The 23,343-nt window shown below is 74.3% G+C and carries 17 protein-coding genes; 9 read left to right on the top strand and 8 right to left on the bottom strand.

From position 1 onward, the window contains the following. Nucleotides 1–25: 25 nt before the first annotated feature. Nucleotides 26–523, bottom strand: a complete 498-nt coding sequence (locus WME98_RS46835; RefSeq protein ID WP_437948093.1) for a MerR family transcriptional regulator — start codon at nucleotides 521–523, stop codon at nucleotides 26–28. 374 nt (nucleotides 524–897) lie between these two features. On the opposite strand from WME98_RS46835, the gene WME98_RS46840 reads away from it, so the two are divergent. The 3 genes from WME98_RS46840 to WME98_RS46850 are packed head-to-tail and all read left to right on the top strand — an operon-like array spanning nucleotide 898 to nucleotide 5,587. After that, entirely contained in the window at nucleotides 898–1,791 is an 894-nt protein-coding gene (locus WME98_RS46840) for an alpha/beta fold hydrolase (protein WP_437948094.1), read from the top strand. After that, entirely contained in the window at nucleotides 1,791–4,481 is a 2,691-nt protein-coding gene (locus WME98_RS46845; RefSeq protein ID WP_437948095.1) for an ABC transporter substrate-binding protein, read from the top strand. Before WME98_RS46840 ends, WME98_RS46845 begins: the two co-directional genes overlap by 1 nt. After that, nucleotides 4,478–5,587, top strand: coding sequence for an ABC transporter permease (locus tag WME98_RS46850; protein WP_437948096.1), 1,110 nt, complete (start codon nucleotides 4,478–4,480; stop codon nucleotides 5,585–5,587). Before WME98_RS46845 ends, WME98_RS46850 begins: the two co-directional genes overlap by 4 nt. Nucleotides 5,588–5,605: 18 nt before the next feature. Here the strand turns inward: WME98_RS46850 and WME98_RS46855 are convergent, their stop codons facing one another. The 3 genes from WME98_RS46855 to WME98_RS46865 form a co-directional block, all read right to left on the bottom strand. Next, nucleotides 5,606–8,707 (bottom strand): response regulator, encoded by a 3,102-nt coding sequence (locus WME98_RS46855; protein ID WP_437948097.1) that lies wholly within the window; start codon nucleotides 8,705–8,707, stop codon nucleotides 5,606–5,608. Between the two features lie 181 nt (nucleotides 8,708–8,888). Beyond that, a complete protein-coding gene (locus tag WME98_RS46860; RefSeq protein WP_437948098.1) occupies nucleotides 8,889–10,772 on the bottom strand; it encodes a protein kinase domain-containing protein in 1,884 nt (627 codons plus the stop codon). Nucleotides 10,773–10,890: 118 nt separating this feature from the next. Then, nucleotides 10,891–12,123: an SPFH domain-containing protein gene (locus WME98_RS46865; protein WP_437948099.1), complete on the bottom strand. Its 1,233-nt coding sequence runs from the start codon at nucleotides 12,121–12,123 to the stop codon at nucleotides 10,891–10,893. A 350-nt stretch (nucleotides 12,124–12,473) separates the two neighbouring features. Between WME98_RS46865 and WME98_RS46870 the strand changes: the two genes are divergently transcribed. Both WME98_RS46870 and nikR read left to right on the top strand, forming a co-directional pair. Continuing rightward, complete coding sequence (locus WME98_RS46870; protein ID WP_437948100.1) at nucleotides 12,474–13,592, top strand: hypothetical protein; 1,119 nt, start codon at nucleotides 12,474–12,476, stop codon at nucleotides 13,590–13,592. A gap of 147 nt (nucleotides 13,593–13,739) precedes the next feature. Then, entirely contained in the window at nucleotides 13,740–14,183 is a 444-nt protein-coding gene (nikR, locus tag WME98_RS46875) for a nickel-responsive transcriptional regulator NikR (protein ID WP_061627294.1), read from the top strand. 63 nt (nucleotides 14,184–14,246) lie between these two features. Here nikR and WME98_RS46880 read toward each other — a convergent pair whose 3' ends face one another. Next, a complete protein-coding gene (locus WME98_RS46880) occupies nucleotides 14,247–15,074 on the bottom strand; it encodes an SPOR domain-containing protein (protein WP_437948101.1) in 828 nt (275 codons plus the stop codon). Between the two features lie 290 nt (nucleotides 15,075–15,364). Between WME98_RS46880 and WME98_RS46885 the strand changes: the two genes are divergently transcribed. Continuing rightward, nucleotides 15,365–17,320 carry a potassium transporter Kup gene (locus tag WME98_RS46885; RefSeq protein WP_437948102.1) on the top strand — a complete coding sequence of 652 codons (1,956 nt, stop codon included), beginning with the start codon at nucleotides 15,365–15,367 and terminating at the stop codon, nucleotides 17,318–17,320. A 122-nt stretch (nucleotides 17,321–17,442) separates the two neighbouring features. Then, complete coding sequence (locus WME98_RS46890; protein ID WP_437948103.1) at nucleotides 17,443–18,855, top strand: hypothetical protein; 1,413 nt, start codon at nucleotides 17,443–17,445, stop codon at nucleotides 18,853–18,855. A gap of 157 nt (nucleotides 18,856–19,012) precedes the next feature. On the opposite strand, the gene WME98_RS46895 is transcribed toward WME98_RS46890, so the two are convergent. Beyond that, complete coding sequence (locus WME98_RS46895) at nucleotides 19,013–19,549, bottom strand: carboxymuconolactone decarboxylase family protein (protein ID WP_437948104.1); 537 nt, start codon at nucleotides 19,547–19,549, stop codon at nucleotides 19,013–19,015. 699 nt (nucleotides 19,550–20,248) lie between these two features. On the opposite strand from WME98_RS46895, the gene WME98_RS46900 reads away from it, so the two are divergent. Beyond that, nucleotides 20,249–20,866, top strand: a complete 618-nt coding sequence (locus WME98_RS46900; RefSeq protein ID WP_061625957.1) for a DUF47 domain-containing protein — start codon at nucleotides 20,249–20,251, stop codon at nucleotides 20,864–20,866. 28 nt (nucleotides 20,867–20,894) lie between these two features. Next, the gene (locus WME98_RS46905) at nucleotides 20,895–21,464 is read left to right on the top strand and encodes a hypothetical protein (RefSeq protein ID WP_437948105.1); all 570 of its coding nucleotides are present in this window, start codon (nucleotides 20,895–20,897) and stop codon (nucleotides 21,462–21,464) included. Here WME98_RS46905 and WME98_RS46910 read toward each other — a convergent pair. Continuing rightward, nucleotides 21,455–22,192 (bottom strand): PepSY domain-containing protein, encoded by a 738-nt coding sequence (locus tag WME98_RS46910; protein ID WP_437948106.1) that lies wholly within the window; start codon nucleotides 22,190–22,192, stop codon nucleotides 21,455–21,457. The genes WME98_RS46905 and WME98_RS46910 overlap by 10 nt on opposite strands. Nucleotides 22,193–22,471: 279 nt before the next feature. Then, nucleotides 22,472–23,272, bottom strand: a complete 801-nt coding sequence (locus WME98_RS46915) for a nucleotidyltransferase domain-containing protein (RefSeq protein WP_437954111.1) — start codon at nucleotides 23,270–23,272, stop codon at nucleotides 22,472–22,474. Between the last annotated feature and the right edge of the window lie 71 nt (nucleotides 23,273–23,343).

The raw sequence follows: 23,343 nt of genomic DNA on the forward strand, positions 1-23,343 counted from the left end.
ATCGAAGACCCTGCGACTCGGCACCTCAAGAGGATGCCGCCTGCTTCGTGAGCCGCGCCTGCGCCATCAGGCGCTCTTCTATCAACGACAGCTTCGCGACGAGCTCCCGCGCGAGCGTCTCCGCGCTCGCGAGGTCCTGGGCTATCGCCCTGCCGCTCGTCTCGCTCCGCCTCTCCTTGGCGGCTTCCCTGAGCGCATTGAAGACCTTGGTCATCGTGCGCTCGAGCTCCTCGATATCACCTCTCACGAACAGGAATTCACGCTGGATCTCTTCGATGGTGTAGTCCTGGGCCATCATCTCTTTGATGCGCTGAACCTGGCGGACTACCGTGGCCGGATACATCCCCTGCGAGCCCTGATGCTTGCCCTTGCGCCCTACCCGCACGCTTCGCGGGAGCAGGCCGAGCTGCACGTACTTCCGGAGCGTCGCCTCGCTGAACTTGATGCCATGCGCTGCGAACAACTCGAGAATATCGCTCGAGGTAATCCCCTGGGCGTGCTCCCGCTCGATGCGCTCAAGCACGTCCTCGGGGATCCTCTGCACCGGTCCTCCCATCGATTGCCGGAGGCCCTACCCAACCGACGCGGGCGACTCTATTCCACTGAATGGAATACAGTCAATTGACGCGACTACGATTATTGTGTGGCTGTCGCGAGACGCGGCGCTTTCCCGGGGTTCTTGACACGCCTCGGACATTTTTCGTCCGTCGGCGCCGGGGCTCGATCCGCTCCGCACGGCGGGTCCCCTGGGTGGAGGAGGGAAAAACGGGACGCGGGGCGCAATGGGTGGGAGCGGGGGGGCGCCCGTCGGGCAGCGGGGCTCGGGGAGCGACATGGTCCTTACCCTGACACACATCGGTCCTTTCAGACAAAAGGGCTGATAGTCTGGTCGCCATCATGGCCAAGGCCCTTGCCAGCGAGGGTCGGGGCGCGGCCTCGCCCGCCGCCCCCCGACCCGTCGAGCGCGTCATCAGGGACGTCACCGCCCGGGGTGTCAGGATGCGGGTCCTGGTCGCCGGGGCCGGCAACGGCCCGGCGCTCCTCCTGATCCACAACTTCCTCGTCAGCCACCTGGAGTTCGACGACGTGATCGACGCGCTGGCCCAGCGCTTCCACGTCATCGTCCCGGACCTGCCGGGGTTCGGGGAGAGCGAGAAGCCGAGCCCGGCGCGGTACGCCTACGGGATCGAGACGTTCGCCGAGGCGGTGGCCGACCTCATCGCCGCCTTCGGCGTGGGCCGGGCGCACCTCGTCGGCCACGCCATGGGCGCCGCCGTCGCGATCACGCTCGCGGCCGAGCACCCGGAGCTCGTGCAGCGCCTCGTCCTGGAGGACGCGCTCTGTTACCCGTTCCCGATGAGCTTCCGGATGAAGCTCCCGCTCCTGCCGGTCGTGGGCGGCATCGTCTTCAAGCAGCTCCACGGCCGCAGGATGTTCCGGTCGTTCTTCCGCGACGACGTGTTCCGGGCGGACGCGGCGGTGCCGCTGTCGCGCATCGACCGGCACTACGACCTCTTCAACGCCCCCTCGGCGCGCGAGAGCGCCCACGCGGTCCTGCGCGCGGTGCTCGACGCGCGCCCCGTCGTCGCGCGCCTCACGCGGATCACGGCGCCGACGCTCGTCGTGTGGGGGCGCGACGACCGCATCTTCCCGGCCGCGGGCGCGCAGCGGCTCGCCCGCGAGATCTCCGGCGCGATGCTCGAAATCATGGACGCCGGGCACTCGCCCCACGAGGAGCGGCCGGAGGAGTTCGTCGGGCTCGTGACGCAGTTCCTCGAAGGGAAGCGGTGATGGATCGCCCTGCCCGGCTCGCGCCCGCGCGCTGGGCGGCGCGGGCAGGCCGGCGCGCGGCGCGGGCCCTCCTCGGCGACGACGCGGCGGCGCGCCTGCTCGCGGACCGGTCGGCGCTGCTCGGCCTCGCGATCGTGGCGCTGCTCGCGCTGTTCGCCGCCGTGGGGCCGGCCGTCGTCGGCCACGACCCGAACGCGAGCGACTTCAGCCTGTCCCGCGACGCCTTCGGCGCGCCGCCGGGGCCGTCGGCCGCCCACTGGCTCGGGACGGACCCGCTCTTCCGCGACCTCCTCGCGCGCCTCGCGCACGGCGGGCGGCTCTCGCTCGGCATCGCGCTCGCGGCCACGGCGCTCGCCACGGCGCTCGGCGCGGCCGTGGGCGTCGCGGCCGGCATGGCCAGCGGCACGCGGGCCGGCGCGCTCGACGGCGCGCTCATGCGGCTCATCGACGTGATCCTCGCGCTGCCGTACCTCCTGCTCGTGACCGCGATCGGCGTCGCCGTGGGGCGCGCGGACGTGGGGACGATCCTGCTCGTGCTCGGCCTCACCGGGTGGACCTGGGTCGCGCGCGTCGTCCGGGCCAAGACGCTGGAGCTCGCCCAGCGCGAGTTCGTGGCCTCGGCGCGCGCGCTCGGCGCCGGGACGCTGCACGTCGTCCGGCGGCACGTCCTGCCGAACGTCGGCGGGACGCTGCTCGCGCTCGCGACGATCCTCGCCGGCCAGATGATCCTCGCCGAGGGCACGCTCAGCTACCTGGGCGTCGGCGTGCAGCCGCCGACCGCGACCTGGGGCCGGATGCTGCACGAGGCGGAGCCCTACCTCGGCGTGAAGCCGATGCTCGTCGCGGCGCCCGGCTTCCTCATCGTGCTCACCGTGCTCGGCTTCCACCGCGCGAGCGAGGGGCTCCGCGACGCGCTCGATCCCGCCGGCGACGGGCTCCCGCGCGGGCGGCGCCTGCCGGTCGATCTGCTCCTCGCCTGCGCGGCGCTCCTCCTCCTGTCGGGCGCCTCGCCGAGCCGCGTGCGGCCGCCGCTCGGCGGCGGCGAGGCGCCGCCCGGCGCGCCCGTGCGCGGCGGGACCCTGCGCCTCGCGACCACGGGCCACATCCGCACGCTCGATCCCGCGATCGCCTACGACGAGGTCTCGGGCATGGTCGCGGAGCTCGTCTTCGCCCGCCTCGTCACGTGGGACCAGGGCGGCCGCGTCACGCCCGAGCTCGCGCGCGAGGTCGCGGTCGAGCGGGGCGGGCAGACGTACGTGTTCACGCTCCGCGAGGGCGTGCGCTTCCACGACGGCGCGGAGCTCCGCGCCGCGGACGTGAAGCGCTCGATCGAGCGGACGCTGCACCCGCGGACGCCGAGCCCGGGGGCCAGCCAGTACGAGATGATCGAGGGGTTCGCCGCGTACCACGCGGGCGCGGCGCCGCACCTCGCCGGGGTGCGGGTGCTCGGCGACCACGCCGTCGCGATCGATCTGAGCGCGCCGGACGCGACCTTCCTCTCGCGGATGACGCTCGGCTTCATGGCGCCGGTGTGCCCCTCGTCCGGCGCCGTAGTCGACGCGGCGAGCCCGCCCCCGCCGTGCGGCGCCGGCCCGTTCCGCGTCGCCCGGTGGGACCAGGACGCCGGCGTCCGGCTCGAGCGACACGAGGGGTACTTCCGGCCAGGCCGGCCGTACCTCGACGCGATCGAGTGGCAGACCGGGGTGCGCGCGACGACCCAGCGCTACAAGTTCGAGGAGGGCGAGCTCGATTACCTGCGCGATCTGACGGGGGTCGACGCGGCGACCTACCGCGCCGACCCCGCGTGGAAGGGGTATACGCGCTGGGTGACCCGGAGCAGGACCAACGCCGTCTTCCTCAACACCGAGCTCGCGCCGTTCGACCAGCTCGCCGTGCGGCGCGCGGTCTCGTTCGCCGTCGACCCCTCCGTGCTCGAGAAGGTGCGCCCCGATATCTTCGTCCTCGACCGGGTGCTGCCGCCGTCGATCCCCGGCCCCCCGCGCGACGAGCCGATGCGCCGGCACGATCTTCAGCGCGCGCTCGCGCAGATGGCCGCGGCCGGGTACGCGTTCGACCCGGCGACCGGGAGAGGCGGCTACCCGGGGGTCGTCGAGTACATCGCGATCCCGGACACCTTCGAGCAGGCGGTCGGCGAGATCCTCCAGCAGCAGCTCGCGAAGGTGGGCCTCCGCGTCCGCCTGCGGCTCGTCAGCTGGGCGACCTACCTCGCCGAGGCGTCGCGGCGCCGCGCCGTCCAGATGGGCTGGGCCGGATGGCAGGCCGATTTCCCCGATCCCGCGAGCTTCTTCGAGCCGACGCTCTCGACGCGCGCCATCCGCGACGAGGGCTCGCAGAACTTCGCCTTCTTCAGCGACGAGGAGCTCGATCGCACGCTCGACGCCGCTCACGGCGAGCAGGACCGCGCGCGGCGCCTCGAGCTCTACGCGCGCGCCGAGCGCATCGTCCGCGATCGCGCGCCCTGGGTGCCCACGTACACGGTGGGCATGCTCGAGCTCTGGCAGCCCTACCTGCGCGGCTACGAGGGCTCCGCCGTGGTCCCGTCGCGCTTCGACGGCGTCTGGCTCGACCCGGCCGCGCGGGCCGCGGCCGGCGGCGGGGCGCGCGCGGGCGCGCCGCCGCGCGCCTCGCCGCTCCGCGCGCTGCCCGCGCGCGCCGTGCCCCCGCGATGAGCGCCGCGCCCTCACGCCGCACCGCCGCGACGAGCGCCGCTCGCGCGGGCCGCGCCGCCGCGGCGGGCGCCGCGATCGCGCACCTGCTCCGGCGCCTCGGGTGGGCGGCGATCGTGATCGCCGGGGTCACCGCCGTCTCGTTCGCGATCGCGCACCTCCTGCCGGGGGATCCGGCGCGGATGCTCGTCGGGCCGCAGGCGTCCGCCGCCGACGTCGATCGCGTCCGGACGGTGTACGCGCTGGATCGGCCGGCCCCGGTGCAGTTCGCGCGGTTCGTGCGCCGGCTCGTCCACCTCGGCCCGGATCCCGGGTCGCCGCGCCCGCACGCGGGCGCGCGCGGCGACCCGGAGCACCGGAGCTGCGCGGCCGGGCCCTTCGGCCTGCACCTCGATCTCGGCTACAGCTTCCACTACCGAAAGCCGGTCGTGGATCTGCTGGAGGCGAAGGTGCCGCGCTCGCTGGAGCTCGCGCTGGCCGCCCTCTCGGTGCAGCTCCTGCTCGGGTTCGCGCTCGGGCTCGTCGCGGCGGCCCGCCGCGGGACGGCCTGGGACCACGCGGCGCTCGGCGTCACCCTGCTCGTCGCCAGCGCGCCGACCATCGTGATCGGCCCCGCGCTGCAGTACGTGCTCGCCTACAAGCTCCGCCTGCTGCCCTACGACGGGTACGGCGTCACCGCGGCCGATCACCTGCGCTCGCTCGTCCTGCCGGCGCTGACCCTCGGCCTCTTCGGCAGCGCGCTCTACGCGCGCGTCGTGCGCGAGGAGCTCCGGGCGCTGCTCCGCCAGGACTTCATCCGGACCGCGCGGGCGAAGGGCGCCTCCCGGTTGCGCGCGTTCGTCGTCCACGCGCTGCGCAACGCGCTGCTGCCGCTCGCCACGCTGGCGGCGCTCGACCTCGGCGCGCTGGCGGGCGGCGCGATCGTCACGGAGCGGCTCTTCCGCTGGCCGGGCGTCGGGAGCATGGCCGTCGAGGCGCTGCAGAACCGCGACGGCCCGCTCCTCGTCGGGACGGTGCTCTTCGCCGCGGCCGCGATCGTGCTCGCCACCGTGGCGCTCGACCTCGCGGCGCTGGCGCTCGATCCGCGGCTCAGGTCGCGATCGCGCTGAGCGCCGCGCGCGGTCAGATCAGGGCACGCCGGCGAGCGCTCGGCACTCGGCGCCGAGCGAGGAGTCGGGCGAGGCGAGCTCGGCGCACTTGCGGAACGAGGCCCGACCGCCGCGCCCCGCGGCCTGCTCGGCGGCGCCGCGCAGGTGCCACGCCGCAGCGCTCCCCGGCGAGGCGGCGGTGAGCTGCTGGGCGAGCTGCACGGCCTTGCCGGTCTGCCCCGACTCCAGGGCGCGCATCACGCGGGCCGACAGGGACCCGCCCTCCTCGTCCGGCGCAGCGGGCGCCGGCGCAGCGGCCGCCGGCGCAGCGGGCGCGGTCGCGGGGGCGCTCGGCGGCGGCGCGGGCGCCCGCGCCGGAGCGGCGGCCTGGCCCGCGTGCGTCGGAGCGCCGGGCGGCGATGCCGGGGTCGAAGGCGCGGGCGAGCCGTGCTGGGCGGTGGTGGTGGCCGGGCTCGCCGCGGCTGGCCCGGCCGCCGCGGCGGGGCTCGTCGAGGCCGTGGTGGCGGTCGCCGCGCGATCGGACGGCGGGTCGACCGGGGAGTCGGACGGGGGCGCCGTGGAGAGCCCGGCGGCGGCGGTCGGCTCTCCTTCCGGCGAGGCCGGAGCTGCTTCGATCGCGGCGCCGGAGCTCTGCTCCTCCGCCTGCTGGGGCGCGTCGATCGGCGCCGGGGGCACGGGGGGCCGCGCCTGGCCGATCAGCCAGACGCCGGCGCCGCCGATCGCGAGCGCCGTGACCAGACCGATCGCGATCCGCGCGGCGCGCGCCCGGCGCTCCTCCTGGCGGGGGCGAAAGAGCGTGGCCTCGACGGCGCCGGCGGTCGTATCGGTGTCGTCGGCGGAGGGGTGCCCCTGCGCCTCGAGCCGCGCCGGCGCGTCCACCCCGCCGCGAAGGAAGAAGCGCTCGCTCTCGGTGATGGGCTCGGGGTCGCTCGAGGGCGCGTCGTCCGGCGCCGCCGAGAGGCTCGCCCCGGGGGCCGCGGCGGCGGCGGCCGGCGGCGCCGCGGCCGCCTCGAGCGGGCGCGCCTCCCCGCCCCCTGCCTCGCCGCGCAGCGGCGCCTGCGCCTGCTGCGCCTCGCGCGGGACGGCGGCGGCCGGCGGCGCGTCGCTCGGCGGGCGGGGCCGCAGCGTGGGGACCGTCGACGCGGGCACCGCGGCGGCGCGCTCGTCGCCGACGGGCGGCGGCGCGGCAGCCGGCGCCGCCGTCGGCGCAGGCTCAAGCGGCGGCGCGAGCTCCAGCGGTGGCGCGGGCTCGGGCGCCTCGGAGCGGGCGCGCTGCTCGGCGGGGGCGCTCGCGGCCGCGGGACGGTCGCTCCTCGCCGCGCGGTGCTTCTGCGCGAAGCTGCGCGGCGTCACCAGCGGTCGCGTGAGCGGGGCCTCGTCGCTGCTGGCGAGCGTGGTGTCCTTGTCGATGTCGATCTCTGCGTGCGCGCGCGCAGCCCGCGCCTCGACGGCCGCTGCAGCGCTCCGCGGCGGCTCCGACGGCACCCGCCCCGCCGGCCGCGGTGGCTCCGACGGCGCCCGCCCCGCCCGCGGCGGCTCCGACGGCACCCGCCCCGTCCGCGGTGGCTCCGACGGCACCCGCCCCGTCCGCGGTGGCTCCGACGGGGCCCGCCCCGTCCGCGGTGGCTCCGACGGCGCCCGCCCCGTCCGCGGCGGCTCCGACGGCACCCGCCCCGTCCGCGGTGGCTCCGACGGCGCCCGCCCCGCCGCGCCCGCGCGCACCGCGCCCGTCGCCGCGGCGCTCTTCGGCGGCTCCGACGGCGCCCGCCCCGCCGCGCCCGCGCGCACCGCGGCGCTCTTCGGCGGCTCTGACGGCGCCCGCCCCGCCGCGCCCGCGGCGGCGTTCGCGCCGGCCGTCCAGCCGACCGCCACGGCCCCGTGGACCGCGCTGCGGGCCGTCACCGGACGCCCGGCGGACTCCGCGTCGGGGTCCGCGGCCGGCGCGGGCAGCTCGTGCCCGGGCCGCGAGCGCGGGAGCATCGCCGGCGAGTGGCGGTTCGAGAGCGGCGCGGGGACCACCGCGGCGTCCTCGAGATCGTCGGCGCCGGCGTTGCCGCCGCCGTCCGGGTAATTGGAGCGCCGCAGCCCCGACGGCGACGAGAGCGGCGAGAACTCGTCGTGGAACGCCGCCTCGGGCTCGCTCGGCACCACGTCGTCGGGCGGGAGCGCCGCGGCGGGGACCAAGAGCCCCTCGAAGTAGAGCTTCGAGATGGTGGAGAGCGTCGAGAGATCCTCGAACGGCGACGCGTCGACCACCTGCATCAGCGTCCGCTTGCCGTCGAACAGGCGCAGGATGCCGTTCAGCTCGTCGGGGATCTCGTTCAGCCGCTCCAGGAGCTCCTCGCTGTCGACCTCGAAGACGGTCGACAGCGACGGCAGCGCCTCGAGGAGCCGGCCCCACTCGTCGACCCGGCGCATGCCCTCCATGAGGAGCCCCTGGGTCGATGTCTCGATCACGTCGGGGTTGTCGACCTTGCAGAACTCGACCTCGAACGTCCCCTCGTTCCACAGGAGCGCGCGGTAGACGGCCTCCTCGCCGCAGAGCCGGCCGAGCGTCGCGTCGACGACCTTGCCCTCGCGGAAATAGACCTGCGCCTCGTTGTCCGCGTGCGACAGGTGGACGATCCCGCTCTTCCGGCTCACCTCGAACGTCTGCAGGAGATCGACGACGTTCATGTCGAGGATCGACCCGGAGAACCTCGTCCGCCCGGTGGTCGCGAAATGCCGCGTCGTGATCCCCTCGCGCGTCCGCCGCGCGAGCAGCAGCGTCACCCGCGCGATGAGCTCCCGCACGAAGATCGGCTTGGTCAGGTAGTCCTCGACCCCGAGCTCGAGCCCGCGGATCTTGTCCTCGATCGACCGCTGGCTCGTGAGGAAGACGACCGGGATCGACGCCCAGTCGGCGTGCTCCTTCATCTTGCGGACGAGCGCGTAGCCGTCCACGTGGGGCAGGCGGGTGTCGCTGAGGACGAGGTCCGGCGTGGAGACCTCGAGCTTCGCGAGGGCGTCCCCTCCGTCCGTCGCGGTGGTCACGCTGTAACCGGCCTTCTTCAGGCTGACCTCGAGGACCCGAACGCTGCGTGGATCCGCGTCGACCAGGAGGAGCTGTTGCTTGGCCACTAGAGGTTTCCGCCTCGCGAAGGATGGCGAGCCCGAGCGGACGCTGTCAAGCGCTCTGCCCCGAGCGTCGCCGCTGCGGTCGATCGCTCGTCCCGCCGCCGTGGGTCCGGTGATCGCCGGCGCCCATCGTGAGCACAGTACGCCGGCGAAGGCCAGGTTTCGTCGTGGGCCGCGCGCGCGATCAGCGCTCCCAGGGATCGATGATATCGCCGGTCGCCGTCGGCCTCGAGGGGGCCACGGGCGGCGCGGCGGGGCGGGCCGTGGGCGCGGCCGGCTTCGCCGGAGCGGCGGAGGCCGTGCCGTGCGGGCGGGGCGGCTCCGGATCCTGCGCGAGCGGCGCGGCCGACGCGCTCGGGGCCGGGGCCGGGGGCGGCGGCGGCGGCTCGTCGGGCGCGAGGACGGCCGGCGTCGCCGCGTGGAGGGCGCCGGGGGCGGCGGCCTCGGGCGGGGCCTCGCGCGCCGAGGCGCGGAGCGCGCGGAACCCGAGGGCGATCGCGATGGGCACGAGGATCGCCGCGAGCGCGATCGCGACGCGCGCGCCCATCGAGAGCGGCTCGGACGGCTCGCTGGGCACCTGGACCGCGCCGAGCATCTCGTCGTGCTCGCGCAGCTTCAGCGCCTCGCGGCGCGGGGTCTCGTCCTGGAGCAGGGCCGCGGTGGCGCGGCTCGGCGCCTCGATGGCGAGCTCGATGGCGGCGGCGAGATCGGCCATCGAGGAGAAGCGCTCCTCGGGGTTCTTCGCGAGGCAGCGCATGACGATCGGGCCGAACGCGCCGAGCGCGGAGGCGTCGGGCATCACCTGCTCGAGCGGCTCGGGCGACATGTACATGTGCTTGGTCAGCACGCCCATGTACGTGTCCGCCTCGAAGGGGACGCGCCCCGCGAAGCACTCGTACATGAGGACGCCGAGCGCGTAGATGTCGGCGCGCGCGTCGATGCGCTTCCCCTCCGCCTGCTCCGGGCTCATGTAGTGCGGCGTCCCGAACACCATGCCGATGCGGGTGAGCCGCTTGCCGCCGGCGACCTTCGCGACGCCGAAATCGAGCAGCTTGACGAACTCCTGGTCGCCGTTGCGGACGAGGTACACGTTGTCGGGCTTGAGATCGCGGTGGATGACGCCCGCCGCGTGCGCGGCCCCGAGCGCCGCGGCGCACTGGAGCATGATCTCCCCGACCCGCGGCGCTGGCAGCGTCCGCTCGGTGCGCAGGAGCGCCGCGAGGGAGGTCCCGGTGAGGAACTCCATGACGAAGAAGGGCAGCTCCGGCTGCCCCGGCTCGACCTCGATGGCGCCGAAGTCGCTCACCGCGACGATGTTGGGGTGGCCGATCGCCGCTGCCGCCTTGGCCTCCTGGATGAAGCGGGCGACGAGCTCGGCGTCCTGCGCGATGTCGCGCCGGAGCACCTTGAGGGCGAAGAGGCGGCCGAGCGACTTGTGGCGCACCTCGTACACCGTCCCCATGCCCCCCTCGCCGACGACCGCCTGCACCTCGTAGCGGCCGTCGATCGTGCGCCCGAGCAGCGGATCGGCCGACGGGTTCCAGTCGGGCGCGTCGGCGAGCGGGTCGCCGTCGAACGGGCAGAAGCGGGAGTCGCCGGAGAAGGTCAGCTTGCAGGTCGGGCAGCGCCGCGCGCGCGGGACCTGCTTCACCTTCCCCCGGCGCGCCGGGAACCCGTCGCCGCGCGCGGGCAGCGGCGGCAGCGGCGGCAACGCCAGGTGCGCCTCGCCGCGCGGCGAGAGCGGCGGCGCCGAGCCGCGCGCCGGGGGCGCCGAGCCGCGCGCCGGGGGCGCCGAGCCGCGCGGCGAGAGCGGCGGCGCCGAGCCGTAGGCCGGGGGCACCGACCCGTAGACCGGGGGCACCGACCCGTGGACCGGAGGCACCGAGCCGTGGACCGGAGGCACCGAGCCGAGGGCGGAAGGCGCGTCGCTGCGCGCCGGCGGCTGCGAGGCCAGGGAGCCTCCGTGCGGCTGCGGGATATCCTCCCGATGGAACAGCTCGGCAGCTTCGGACTCGCCGTCGGTCATCTCGGGCGGATCATCCCCGGCCATGCGGAGCGTGACGGGCACCCCGGCGAGTCTAGCCGAAAGCGCGAGCGGTGTTTCGGATCAGATGGCATCAGGTGGCGAACGCGGTGAGCGCCCCCTACGGGCTCGAGGGCGCGGCGGCCAGAGCGCCCGGAAGGACTCAGATCTCTTCGAGAATCTTCGCCTTGCGGGCCTGGAACTCCTCGTCCGTGATGAGTCCCTTGTTCTTGAGATCCGCGAGGCGCTCCAGGCGCTGCTCGATCGACGGCCCTGCAGCCGGGGCGGCCTGCGGCGCGCCCGGGTAGCCCTGCTGCGGCGCGCCCGGGTAGCCCTGCTGCGGCGCGCCCGGGTAGCCCTGCTGCGGCGCGCCCGGGTAACCCTGCTGCTGCATGTGCGGCGGCACGAACTGGGGCTGCCCCTGCGCCGCGTGCGCGGGGTTCATCGCCTGCGCCAGGCCGGCGCCGATCGCCACCTGGGCGCCCAGCCCCGCGACGCCGCCGCCGTCGCCGCCCTGCGCCATGCCCTGGCCGGCCCCCATCATGGCCTGGCCGGCGGCGTAATTCTGCCAGTTGCCCGCCAGCTGCTGCACGTACCGCGCGTCCTGCTGGAACCGCTGATCGAGCTCGAACTGCTTCGCGCGGGCGGTGTCCTGCGCGACGCCGATGCCACGGCGCGCCTCGCCGCGGGCCTTGTTCGCCTCGCGGAGGAGCTTCTGGTCATCGGCCGAGAAGTTGATGTTGAAGTTGCCGATCTCGAGGATCTTGCAGCCGATCTCCTCGAGGTTCGGCGCCGACTGCACGATGCGGGCGCCGAGCTCCATGCTCATGCCCCCGAGGTTGAGCAGGCTCTTCTGCTGCTGCGCGCAGACCTGGCCGATCACGGTCTTCACGCTCATGAAGAACTTGCCCTTGATCCAGCTCAGGACGACGTCGTTGTCGCCGCTGCCGCCGCACTGGCCGTGGTAGCCGACGACGAACCGCACCGGATCGACCACGACCAGCGAGAACTCTCCGAAGATGCGCGGCGTCACGAACTCGTAGAGGATCGGGTCCTCCATCGACTCCAGCGGCCCGCCGAAGGGCACGCCGCGGACCGGCTGCGTCTTGACGAAGAAGATCTCGGCGATGAAGACGTCCCCGCCCGTGAACTTGTTGACGAGGTTGTTCAGGAACGGGATGTTCTGGGTCTGGAGGGTGTGGCGCCCCGTCGGCAGGTAACCGACGTACCGCCCGTCCTTGAAGAAGAGGGCACACTCATCGCTGTCGACGGTCAGCTGCGACCAGAAGGGGACGTTCTGGTCCGGGTGCTTGTAGACGATGAGATGCTTCGCCGCGTCCGGGCGCGCGATCATCATCTCGCGGACGCCGCTCTTCACGAAATCGAAAATCCCCATGTCGCGCTCCTCTTCGGTGTGCTGGATGTGACGGGCGTGCCGGGTACCCTGCCCCCCTGGACCTCGGGCTCGTTTCGACAGGCGGCGCGCTCGACCTGCGCTGTTCGTTCTCCGTTGACGATCGCCGCGCCTTTCAGGCACACAGCGGCCTCAGGATAATCCGCAGATCGCAGGGCAGCAATGCCCGCCGGGAAGGACCGCATGCCCGTCGCTTCGCTCGCGTCACCGGCGCAACCGACGACACCCGCGCCGCGCGCGCCGGCGTCGCCCGAGATCCCGAGCTCCGCCGCCCGGCGGGCGACGCGCTCACCCCGCCGCCGCGGGCGCGCGGCGGCGGGGAGGAGCGCGCGATGATCCCGCCGATCGACGCCTCCGCCTTCTCGCCGCCCGCGCAGAAGATGGCGCAGCCGGGGGCGCCGCAGAAGCTCCGCGAGATGGCCGCGCGCGGCATCGCCCCCGGGCTCAAGCCGGGCGAGGTGGTGACGCTGCTCGTGCTGCTCGCGTCGCGCGAGGAGGAGCCCGCCCGCGAGACGGCGGAGAAGACGCTGTCGGCGCTCCCCGATCCGCTCCTCCAGGGCGCGCTCGGCGGGGAGCTGCAGCCGGCCGTCATCGACCGGCTGGCCCGCCTCTACGCGGACCGCCTCCCGGTCGTCGAGCGGCTCTGCGCGATGCCGGGCATCGCCGCGGACACGCTCGAGGAGCTCGCGCGCACCGGGAGCGAGGCGGTGACCGAGCTCATCGCCGTGAACGAGGAGCGGCTGCTCAAGAGCCCGCGCGTCATCGAGCGGCTCTACCTCAACAAGAACACGCGGATGTCGACGGCCGACCGCCTCGTCGACCTCGCCGCCCGCAACGGCGTCGAGCTCACGGGCATCCCCGCCTGGCGCGAGGTCAGCATCGCGATCAAGGACGAGCTCATCGCCGAGCCGTCGCCGGAGCCCACGCCGGACGACGTGATGTTCGTCGAGACGCAGGCGCTTTCCGAGGCGCTCGCGGCCGACGAGCCGGTGGACACCCACGTCGAGGACGAGGAGGGGAAAGAGGAGATCAAGGCGCAGTACGTCCCGCTCTACAAGCGGCTCGCCGACATGACCATGTCGCAGCGGATCCGGCGGGCGATGCTCGGCTCGCGCGAGGAGCGCATGCTGCTCGTGCGCGACTCGAACCGCCTCGTGGCGAGCGCCGCCGTGCGCAGCCCGCAGATGCAGGAGGAGGAGGTCGTCCTCATCAGCCGCAACCGGAACATCTCGGACGAGGTGCTGCGGATCATCGCGACCACGCCGGAGTGGATGAAGAGCTACACGGTGAAGCGGAACCTCGTGGAGAACCCAAGGACGCCGGTGCTCGTTGCGACGCGGCTGGTCCAGCACCTGCGCGAGTCGGACCTCCGGGGCATCGCGAAGAGTAAGAACGTGACCTCGCCGGTGAAGGACGCCGCGCGGCGGCACCTCGAGCGGCGCAAGAGCTGAGCGGCGCAAGCGCGGAGCGGCGCGCGAGCTGAGCGGGCGAGCGCTCGCGTGGCTACCGGCGGGCGCTCGCCCCTCCCCGGGGAAGCGCGCTCCGGGCGGCGAGCCCCCTTCCCGCCCGGACCCATGCCCCGCTAGCCTGCGCCCACGATGAGCGACCTGGTCCGCTTCGGCGTGGCGATGGATCGAGCGCTGCTGGCCGAGTTCGATCGGCGCATCACCGCGCAGGGATACGAGAACCGCTCGGAGGCGCTGCGCGACCTGGTCCGCGCCGACCTGACGCGCGCCGCGTGGGACGAGGGCGCCGAGGTGGCGGCGACGCTGACCGTCGTCTACGCGCCCGAGGTGCGGGAGCTCGTGCTGCGCATCTCCGAGCTGGAGGAGCAGCACGCGGGGTCGGTGGTCTCCAGCCTGCTGGTCCGCCTCGACGAGGGCCGGGTGCTCCAGGTCATGGTGCTGAAGGGCCGCGGCGCCGAGCTGTCCGGGCTCGCAGGGCAGCTCGCCGGGGCCAAGGGGGTCCTGTCGTGCGCGCTCACGCCGGCCGCGGCGCTCGCGGAGGCGCCGCCCGAGGCGCCGCGCCGGCCACGAGGCTGAGCTGACGCCGGGCGAGCCGGCGCCGCGCCGCGCGTGCACGAACGCCTCGCCCGATCTCCCAGGCTACGCGTCGTCGCCGGGCGTCTCGGCCACCTTCACCGTGGTCTTCGGCGGATCGACGATGAACGTCACGAGGCGCTCCTTCGCCTCGAACTCCTGCCGGTAGATCACCGCCGAGCGCTTGTACTTGAAGGGGCCGATCCGCACGCGGTGCCACAGGCCGCGGCCCTTCACGTACGCCGGCTCGACATACGCCTTGTGGCCGCGCCGGCGCAGGGCCGCCGCGAAGCCCTCCGCGTCGGCGGGCTCCTTGAACGAGCTCACCTGCAGCTGGTAGCCGCCCGGCCCGCCGCGCTCGGTCTCGGGCCCCTCCTCGCGGGAGACGTGGCGGGCCATCGCGGTGAGCGTGTCGTTCGGAGCGACCTCGCCCCCCGCGGGACCGAGGACGTGCTGCGCCGGCAGCGGGACCACGGGGAGCCGGTCCGCGGCGAGCGGCGGACCCGCGTCGGCGGCCGGCGGCTGCGCCGACGCGGCCGCCTTGGCCGCCCGCGGGTCGCGCACCGCCTCGAGCGCCGTGGTCGGGTGCTCCGCGTCGGAGAGGATCGCAGGGAAGGTCACGTGCTCCCCGATGGTGGCGGGGCGCGGCGCCGGCTTCACGCCGGCCGGGTGCGCGCGCGCGACCAGATCGCCGAGCGGATCGGCGCTGACCGGCTTCTCGCGCGCCGGCGCCCGCAGGAGCGCCACCGCCGCGAAGACGATGCACGCCCCGCCGAGCGAGGCCAGCACCAGCGCGCCCGCACGCGACGGGCGAGCCCCGGGATCCTCTTCCTGGATCTCCTCGAGGTTCCGCACCGCCCCGGTGTCCATGCTCTCGCCTTTGCTGCGCCTCATGCTTCCTCCTCGACCCGTCTACCCTGCCCGGCCGGGACGCGACAACTTTCGTGTCTTACTTTATCCCACATCCACCGACCAGGCCCGTTCGCTGGCTGGGCGGTCCTCGACGCGCGCTGGACGGAGCGCTCGGCGGCGAGCCCGCGCCTCGGCTCGGGCCGGGCAGCCTCGCACGCGCGGCGGCCGCGGGGAAAATTCTCGGCCAGCGCCGGGGCGCGCGCGACGGGCCGGCGCCCGCGCGCATCTTCGTGTTGCCAGGCGCGAGGTGGCCTGCGATGGCGGGGTGACCGATGCCGGAAGCGACGCACGACCCCCACAGGCCGGCGCAGGGCGGCGCGCCTCCGCAGGACGGCGGAGCGGCGCAGGCGCACGGTCGCCGCGGCGGCGCCGCCGCGCTCGCGCTCGGCGCGCTCGGGGTCGTCTTCGGCGACATCGGCACGAGCCCGCTCTACGCGCTCAAGGAGTGCGTGAGCAGCGCGCACGGCGTCCCGCCCACGCCGGAGAACGTCCTCGGGCTGCTCTCGCTCATCTTCTGGTCGCTCGTGATGGTGGTCGCGGTCAAGTACGTCACCTTCATCACGCGCGCCGACAACGAGGGCGAGGGCGGCATCCTGGCCCTGCTCGCGCTGGTGCCGGAGCGGCTGCGCGCCCGCGGAGCGCAGGGCGTCGGGTGGGTCGCCGGGCTCGTGGTGCTCGGCGCCGCGCTCCTCTACGGCGACGGCGTCATCACGCCCGCCATCTCGGTGCTGAGCGCCATGGAGGGGCTCGCGGTGGCGACCGCCGCGCTCGAGCCGCTCGTCGTGCCGCTCACCTGCGCGATCCTCGTGGGGCTCTTCAGCGTGCAGCGCTGGGGGACAGCGCGCGTCGGCAAGATCTTCGGCCCGATCATGGCCGTCTGGTTCCTCGCGCTCGCCGCGCTCGGGCTCGCGTTCATCGCTAAAAACCCGGCGGTGCTCGCCGCGCTGAGCCCCGCGCACGCGGCGCGCTTCTTCGCCGCCCACGGCCTCCACGGGGTCGCGATCCTCGGGTCGGTCGTCCTCGTCATCACGGGCGGCGAGGCGCTCTACGCGGACATGGGGCACTTCGGGCGCCGCCCGATCCAGCTCGCCTGGTACGGGCTCGCGCTGCCGGCGCTCGCGCTCAACTACTTCGGCCAGGGCGCGCTCCTCCTGCGATCGCCCGAGGCCGCCGGGAGCCCGTTCTTCGCGATGGTGCCCAAGGGCCCCCTCACCTACGCGCTGGTCGCGCTCTCGGCCATGGCCACCGTGATCGCGTCGCAGGCGCTGATCTCCGGCGCCTACTCGCTCACCCACCAGGCGATCCAGCTCGGGTACCTGCCGCGGACCCAGGTGCTCCACACCTCGAGCACGGCCGAGGGGCAGATCTACATCCCCGCGACGAACTGGGCCCTCGCCGCCGGGTGCCTCGCGCTCGTGCTGATCTTCCGGCACTCGAGCCGGCTCGCCGCCGCCTACGGCCTCGCGGTGACCGGCACGATGGGGATCACCTCCATCGTCTACTTCGTGGTGATGCGGCAAACGTGGGGCGCTCCGCTCGCCAAGGCGGTGCCGCTCCTCTTGCTCTTCCTGGCGTTCGATCTGCCGTTCCTCGGGGCGAACCTGCTCAAGTTCTTCGAGGGCGGGTACGTGCCGGTCCTCATCGCGGCGGTCCTGTTCGCGATGATGGTGATCTGGAAGCGAGGGCGCGCGATCCTCGCCGAGCGCTTCACGCGGGCGGTCCCGTCGATCGAGGCGTTCGTGCGCGGGCTCGACGCGTCCTGCGGCGCGCGCGTCCCGGGCACGGCCGTGTTCCTGAGCTCGCGCGCCGGCAAGACGCCGTACGTGCTCTCGCACCACCTCAAGCACAACAAGGTGCTCCACGAGACCGTGGTGCTGCTGACCGTGGTCACGGAGCACGTGCCGCGGGTCGCCGACGGGCAGAGGCTCGAGCTGACGAGCCTTGGCAAGGGGGTTCACCAGCTCATCGTCCACTCCGGCTTCATGCAGTCGACCGACGTGCCGGCCCTCCTGCGGCGGGCGGCGGCGCAGCACGGGCTGCCCGTCGATTTCGCGGACGTGACGTATTACCTCGGCCGCGAGACGCTCCTCGCCACCGACGAGGGGCGCATGGGCAAGGTCGCGGAGACGATCTTCTCGGTGATGGCGCGCAACGCCGGCGCGGTGCCCGGCTACTTCAGGCTCCCGCCGGAGCGGGTGGTGGAGCTCGGCGTGCAGATCGACCTCTAGCGGCCTCGCCGCGCGATCGCGCGGGGGCGGGCATGCCCGAGCGCCGTCGGCCCGCGCCGCCCGCCGCCGCGCCGCGCCTCCGCGATGCTTTCGCGCGGCCGCGGCGCTAAGGATCCGCCCCCATGAAGATCCCGCCGATGGGCCGCGTCCTGCCTGCGCTCGGCCTGCTGCTCCCGGGCTGCGCTTCCGAGCCGCGCCCGCTCACGATCGAGGTCGTCCCCGGACACGAGGCGGCCGCCTTCCAGGAGGACCCGCCCGTCGCCCGGATCGAGGTGACCGCGACGTCGGCCGAGGGGGACGTCGCCGTGTCCGCGGCGGCGGCGCCCGGCGGGGAGCTCGATTTCGGCGAGATCCCCGCGGAGCGGGCGTACACGTTCGAGGTGCGCGGCTTCGACGCGGGCGGGGCGACCGTGGTGCGCGGGCGCTCGGCGTCGGGGATCTACCTCGCCGGCCTCAGCGGCGAGGTGCTGCCGCTCTTCGCCCAGCGGACCGGCGGGTGGGCGCGGCCCCCGGGCGAGCTCGAGGCGTCGCGCGTCGGCGCGCCCGGCGCGGCCCTCGCGGAGCGCTACGTGATGCTCACCGGCGGCGACGCGGCGGACGGCGCCGCGGCGGCGGACGTCGACCCGGCGCGGCTCGACGCGTACGACCTCGCGGAGTGGGGCGGGAGCGCCTCCAGCGGCGCGCTCCCGAGGGCGGCGCGGTCGCTCGTCGTCCGGGGGAGCCTGCTGCTCACCCTGGATGGCGAGGGCGCGACCTGGACCGACGTACTGTCGGCGCAGAGCGCCGAGGCGCCGCTGCCCGCGGGGCTCGGCTCGTTCGCGGAGGTGGCGGGCGGCCGGACCGTGGAGGCGGCGGACGGGCGCTCGTTCGTGGTGGGCGCCGCGCGCGCTGCGGCGCCGGCGGAGGCGCCGGGCGAGCCCTCGGACGCGGTGCTCGTCGTCGGCGCGAACAGGGCGCTCTCGGTGGCGAGGCTCCGCCACGCGCGGGCCGGCGCGGCGGCGGTGTGGGTCGACGGCGTGGGGCTCGTGGTCGCGGGCGGCAGCGCCGCGGGCGCGGACGCTGCGGGGCTGGAGGTGCTCGCCGACGGCGCGACCGCGTTCGATCCGCGGCCGTTCCCGCCGGACGCCGTGGAGGGCGCGGGCGCCGTCGTGACCGGGCCTGGCGAGATCGTGCTGGTCGGCGGCGTGCAGGGCGGCGCCGCGGCGCCGACGCGGCGGCTCGCGCCGGGGTGCGCCGGCGCGTGCGCCGCCGCGGAGGTCGCGGGGGCCGCGCTGCCGGCGGCGATCGCGGGCGTCGTGGCGTTCGCGCTGCCCGGCGGGCGCCTCCTCGCCGTGGGCGCCGAGGCCGGCGAGGGCGGCCTGACCAGGAGCTTCGTGGTCGACCTCGCGGCGGCCCAGGTCGAGGAGCTGCCGCTCCGGGAGCCGCGGCGCGGCGCGACCGTGGTGCCCGCGCCGAACGGGACGCTCGCGCTGCTCGGCGGGGTCCACGCGGAGGGGACGCCGGCGCTCACGGTCGAGACGTTCTTTCCGGAGTGAGCCGCGGGCGCGTTCGACGGCGGCGGCGCGCCGAAAGGGCCGGAAGGGAGCGAGCGAGGATGCGTCGAGACCGACTCGGAACGACGACCTGAGCGCGCTTCAAGCCATTTCAGCGGAAGGGGCTGACGCTCGAGGGCGCGGGATCGCGGCGGCGGCCTCACCGGGAGCCGCCGTCGCGGCCCCGCTCCGCGAGCACCTTCTCGAGCACGGCGAGCCCCTTCACCGCGCGCGGGAACCCCGCGTAGACCGAGACCTGCATGACCGTCTCGACGATCTCGTCGCGCGTGCACCCGACGTTGAGCGCGTAGCGGATGTGGTTGCCGAGCGGCACCTCCGAGTCGCCCACCGCAGCCAGCGCGGCGACGGCGGTCAGCAGCCGAGTCCGCAGGTCGAGGCCAGGGCGAGCATAGATATCGCCGAACGGATATTCGATCACGTACCGGCCGAAGTCCGGCGCGACGCCCGCATACGCCTCCATGACGCGCCCGGGGGCCCCCCGGTCGAGCCGGCCGAGCACGGCCTCGCCGCGGGCGAAGCGGTCGCCTGCCGCCGCGGGCGCCGGCGCCGCGACGGGCGGCGACGCGGGGCGGGCCGGGCCGGCCGCGGCGCAGCCCGCGAGCGCCGCCGCGGCGAGGGCCGCCGCCGCGAGCCGCGCCGCGCGGCCGCGGCCCCCCGGGGGACGGCCGGTGCTCATCGGATCACCCCGAGCCGAGCGGCGGACGGAGAGGTGTGGATTCCCGTGGCGAACCAATGCGTCTGCGCCTGTTCCATGGGGCGAAGGGGCTCCTCTGCCAGCGGCGCCCTTCGCCGCCGGCAGGGCGAATGCAAAGCACGCCCGGGGGCGCCGACAATGCCGGATCCTGGCGGGACCTTGCCTGATCCTGCAAGGCGCCGGGCGCCGCGACCGCCTCCCCCGCGCCGGACGCGAGCGCCGAGCGCGCCGCGGCGCTCGGGCTCCACCGCGCCACGCGCGAGCTCGACATCGAGGGCGTCGCCTTCCACCAGGGCGCGCGCTCTACCTCGGCCTCACGGCCCTGCCCGGCGGTCGGCTTCGACGCCGGCAGCGGCGCCCCGTCCTTCCAGGAGCTCTCGTGGGGCCGCTGAGGGGAGCGCGCCCGCCTCGTTCCGCCGGGCCTCGCGCTCGTGCGCCGCGGCGCGCCCAGGCGGGCCGCCGGGACGCGCCGCTCCGGCATCGTGAGCTTGCGCTCGTGACACTCGATAATGCTTTCCAGAGCGGAAGAGAAGCGATCCGTCTTCAGCGTGCTTGATCGTGGTCCCCGGCGGCGGGCCTCGCGAGCTGCGGCGGCGACCGCCGTTGTTTTCATTGATTAACGAGGTGTTCGGTTCGTTGGCGCGCATTGACGCGCCCGGCGACACCGGGGTATCACACGGCATGGGATTGACGAAGGACGCCCTCTTCTTCGACGCCCTCGCCGAGCACGCGCAGAAGAGCGTCGCCGCCAGCAAGCTCCTCCTGGAGATGCTCGACCGGATCGAGGACGCGCCGGCCATCGCGAGGAAAATCAAGGAGATCGAGCACGAGGGGGATCGGATCACGCATCGCTGCCTCGCCGCGCTGCACAAGACCTGGATCACTCCGCTCGACCGCGAGGAGATCCACGCGCTGATCACCCGGCTCGACGACGTGCTCGACTTCATCGAGGCCGCCAGCGAGCGAATCGTCCTCTTCGAGATCCAGAGTGCGACGCCGGAGGCGCGCCGCCTCGCGGAGTCGCTCGTGGCCGCGTGCATCGCCATGAGCACGGCCACGAGCTCGCTCCGGGACGTGAAGGACGGCGCCCGGCTGCTCGAGCTGTGCGTCGAGATCAACCGCCACGAGAACGACGCCGACGCGCACTACCGCGTGGCCCTGGCGGCGCTCTTCAAGCAGGGCAACGACCCGCTGCTCGTGCTGAAATGGCGTGACATCTACGATCAGCTCGAGAACGCCAGCGATCGCTGCGAGGACGTCGCCAACGTCATCGAGGGCGTGGTGCTCGAGCACGCGTGACGACCTGCGCCGTCGCGACCTAGGGTCCGTGCCGGATCGCGACGACGCGCCGCAGGAACGCGGGGAGGCGCAGAACGACCTGGGCGACGGGATCGAGGGGAGCGTCGCGTTCGACAGCGCCGGCCACCTCGTCGTGGTCGCCTGGCGGCATGACGGCTACGCGTCCGGATGCCCCTGCGACCAGGCCATCGTGGTGAAGAAGCACGACGCAGCCGGCGCCCTGCTCTGGAGCAAGATCTTCGAGGGCGAGGACACCACGGTGCTGGGCGGCGGCTCCGCCAGCAGCGTCGCGATCGACGCGTCGGACAGCATCCTCTTCTCCGGCTATGTCGCGGAGGCGATCGACCTCGGAGGAGGACCGTTGCCCCCCGGGTCGGCGTTCGTGGCCAAGCTGACGCCGCGGGCGAGCCTCTGTGGAGCCGGGTCGCCCCCCGCGGCGATCGCCTCGCCCTGGATCCGAGCGGCAACATCGTCGAGATCTCCGACGGGGCGCCACGCACCAGGGCCCGAGCGAGCTCCGCCGCGTCCCGCGGGGGCGCGGCGCTCGGGCGGCCGGCGAGGGCCCGGCGGGGTCCCTGGCGCGCGAGCCTACGGGTAATTCACCTCGACGACGTTGCCGTAGGCGTCCACCGAGATCTCGAACTCCACGCCCCCGATCACGATGTTCGCCTCGTAGGAGAGCTTGCCGTCGTGCAGCTCCTCGTCGAGCTCCACGATCCTGCCGCCGCGGGCCGCGAGGACGAGCGCCCAGTAAGCCCCCGGCGGGAGCATATCCATCGTGATGTCGCGCTCGATCAGCGTGCCGCGCCCGTCGATCCTGAGCGCGTAGGTCCGCCGGCCTCGCCGGATGTCGGCCTCGTAGACGGCTTCCCCGAGGTCCTCCTCGATCTCCATGCGCACCTCCAGGATCGCCGCTTTGGCGGCCTCTTCCTCGATCGCCGCGCGCGCGCCCTCGGGGATGCTGGCCAGGGGCACGATCCAGGCCTCGATCTCGCTGGCGGTCATGGTGCCCTCGGCGTCGAGCTCCACCTCGTAATAAGTCTCGCCGATCAGCACGTCGATCTCGTAGGTCGTGACGCCCCCGTCGATGTTCTCCTCTATCTGCAGGATCCTGAGTTTGCTCCCGAGGCTCATCAGCGCTGCATAGACGGGCGCCGGAAGCTGTTCGACGGCGATGAGCCGCTCGATGTCATGGGTCTGGCTGGGCTTCGAGCCCTCCTGTCCCCTCGCCAGCGCGGGGCCGCGCTCATCGGCCATCGCGATCGGGGAAGCGGCGGAGAACGCGCACAGCGCACAGGCCAGGACGACGGACGTCGACGCACTCACGACAGCTTTACGCGTGATCACTGGACCCCCCTCAACTATATGTCTCCCCTATCATGGCATGAAGCAGAGACGTTGGCGCCATCCATCCGATCGAGCTCGCGGAAGAGCCCTCGGTTCGCTGTGTCTTCTACACACCCGGATCGATGATGGATCCGAAGGACACTCGCGCGGCGACTCGGCGGCAGAGAAAGCCGACACCGGGAAGATGGCGTCGAGACCGTGAATGTGAGAATTCACGCCGCCCTGCCGGCTCCCCGGCGCCTGCGCAGCGCACCCGCTTCAGCCGGGGCCCGGGCCGGCGTCGCCGCCGGGCGCCGCCACCGGGATCCGCTCGGACTCCCACGGGAAGAACCCCCGCGCGCCGATGCACGCGTCGGCGATCGCGTGGGCGGCGCTCATCCGATCTTCCAGGGCGGCGGCCTCGAAGAACCGGCGCGCGCGGCGGGCGACGTCCGGGTCGCTCCGATCGAGCTCGGCGAAGAGCTCCTTGGTGCGGGGCAGGACGCCGTTGCGCGCACGGAGATGGTATCGGACGATCGCCAGCACGGCCTCGGCGAGCAGGGCGCTTGCCATGACCGGGTCGCGCTCGGCGACATCGACGGCGTCTTCGAGGAGCGTCGCGGCGCTGTACCGCTCCCACGCGTCCTGATCCGGCGTGAGCTCGGAGCGCTTCGCCAGCCACGCGGCGGCCTCCGCCCTGAGCTCGTCGAGGAGCGGAGCCCCGAGGACCGGAAAGCCGGTTGCGATCATGTGGGCGACGGACGGCCGCGCGTGCTGGTGCTCGGCGGCCCAGTACTCGCGGACGGCCGCCGGCGGATTCACGAAGATCTCCACGGGGACGCCCTCCCCGAACCAGCGCTGCAACCGCTGCTTGTACGGAGCGCCGTGGATCACGAAGAGATCGAGATCGCTCGACCGATCCCCGTGGCCGCGGACGATCGATCCGGCCGCCACGATGGCCAGGGGCTCGAACCGCTCGAGCACGAAGCCGACCGCCTCGCGGAGGGCGCTCGCGTACCTCGGCGACAGCTCCGGCCAGAGGCATCGCGCGAGAGCGTCGGCTTGCGCGTCGGGGCTCACCGGGATCGTGCCCCCCCGGCGGCCGGTCCCCGCGCAAACGGCGCTTCCGGCGTGATCGGCGCGTGTCTCCT

Source organism: Sorangium sp. So ce296 (assembly GCF_051529605.1).
GTDB classification, from domain to species: domain Bacteria; phylum Myxococcota_A; class Polyangia; order Polyangiales; family Polyangiaceae; genus Sorangium; species Sorangium cellulosum_D.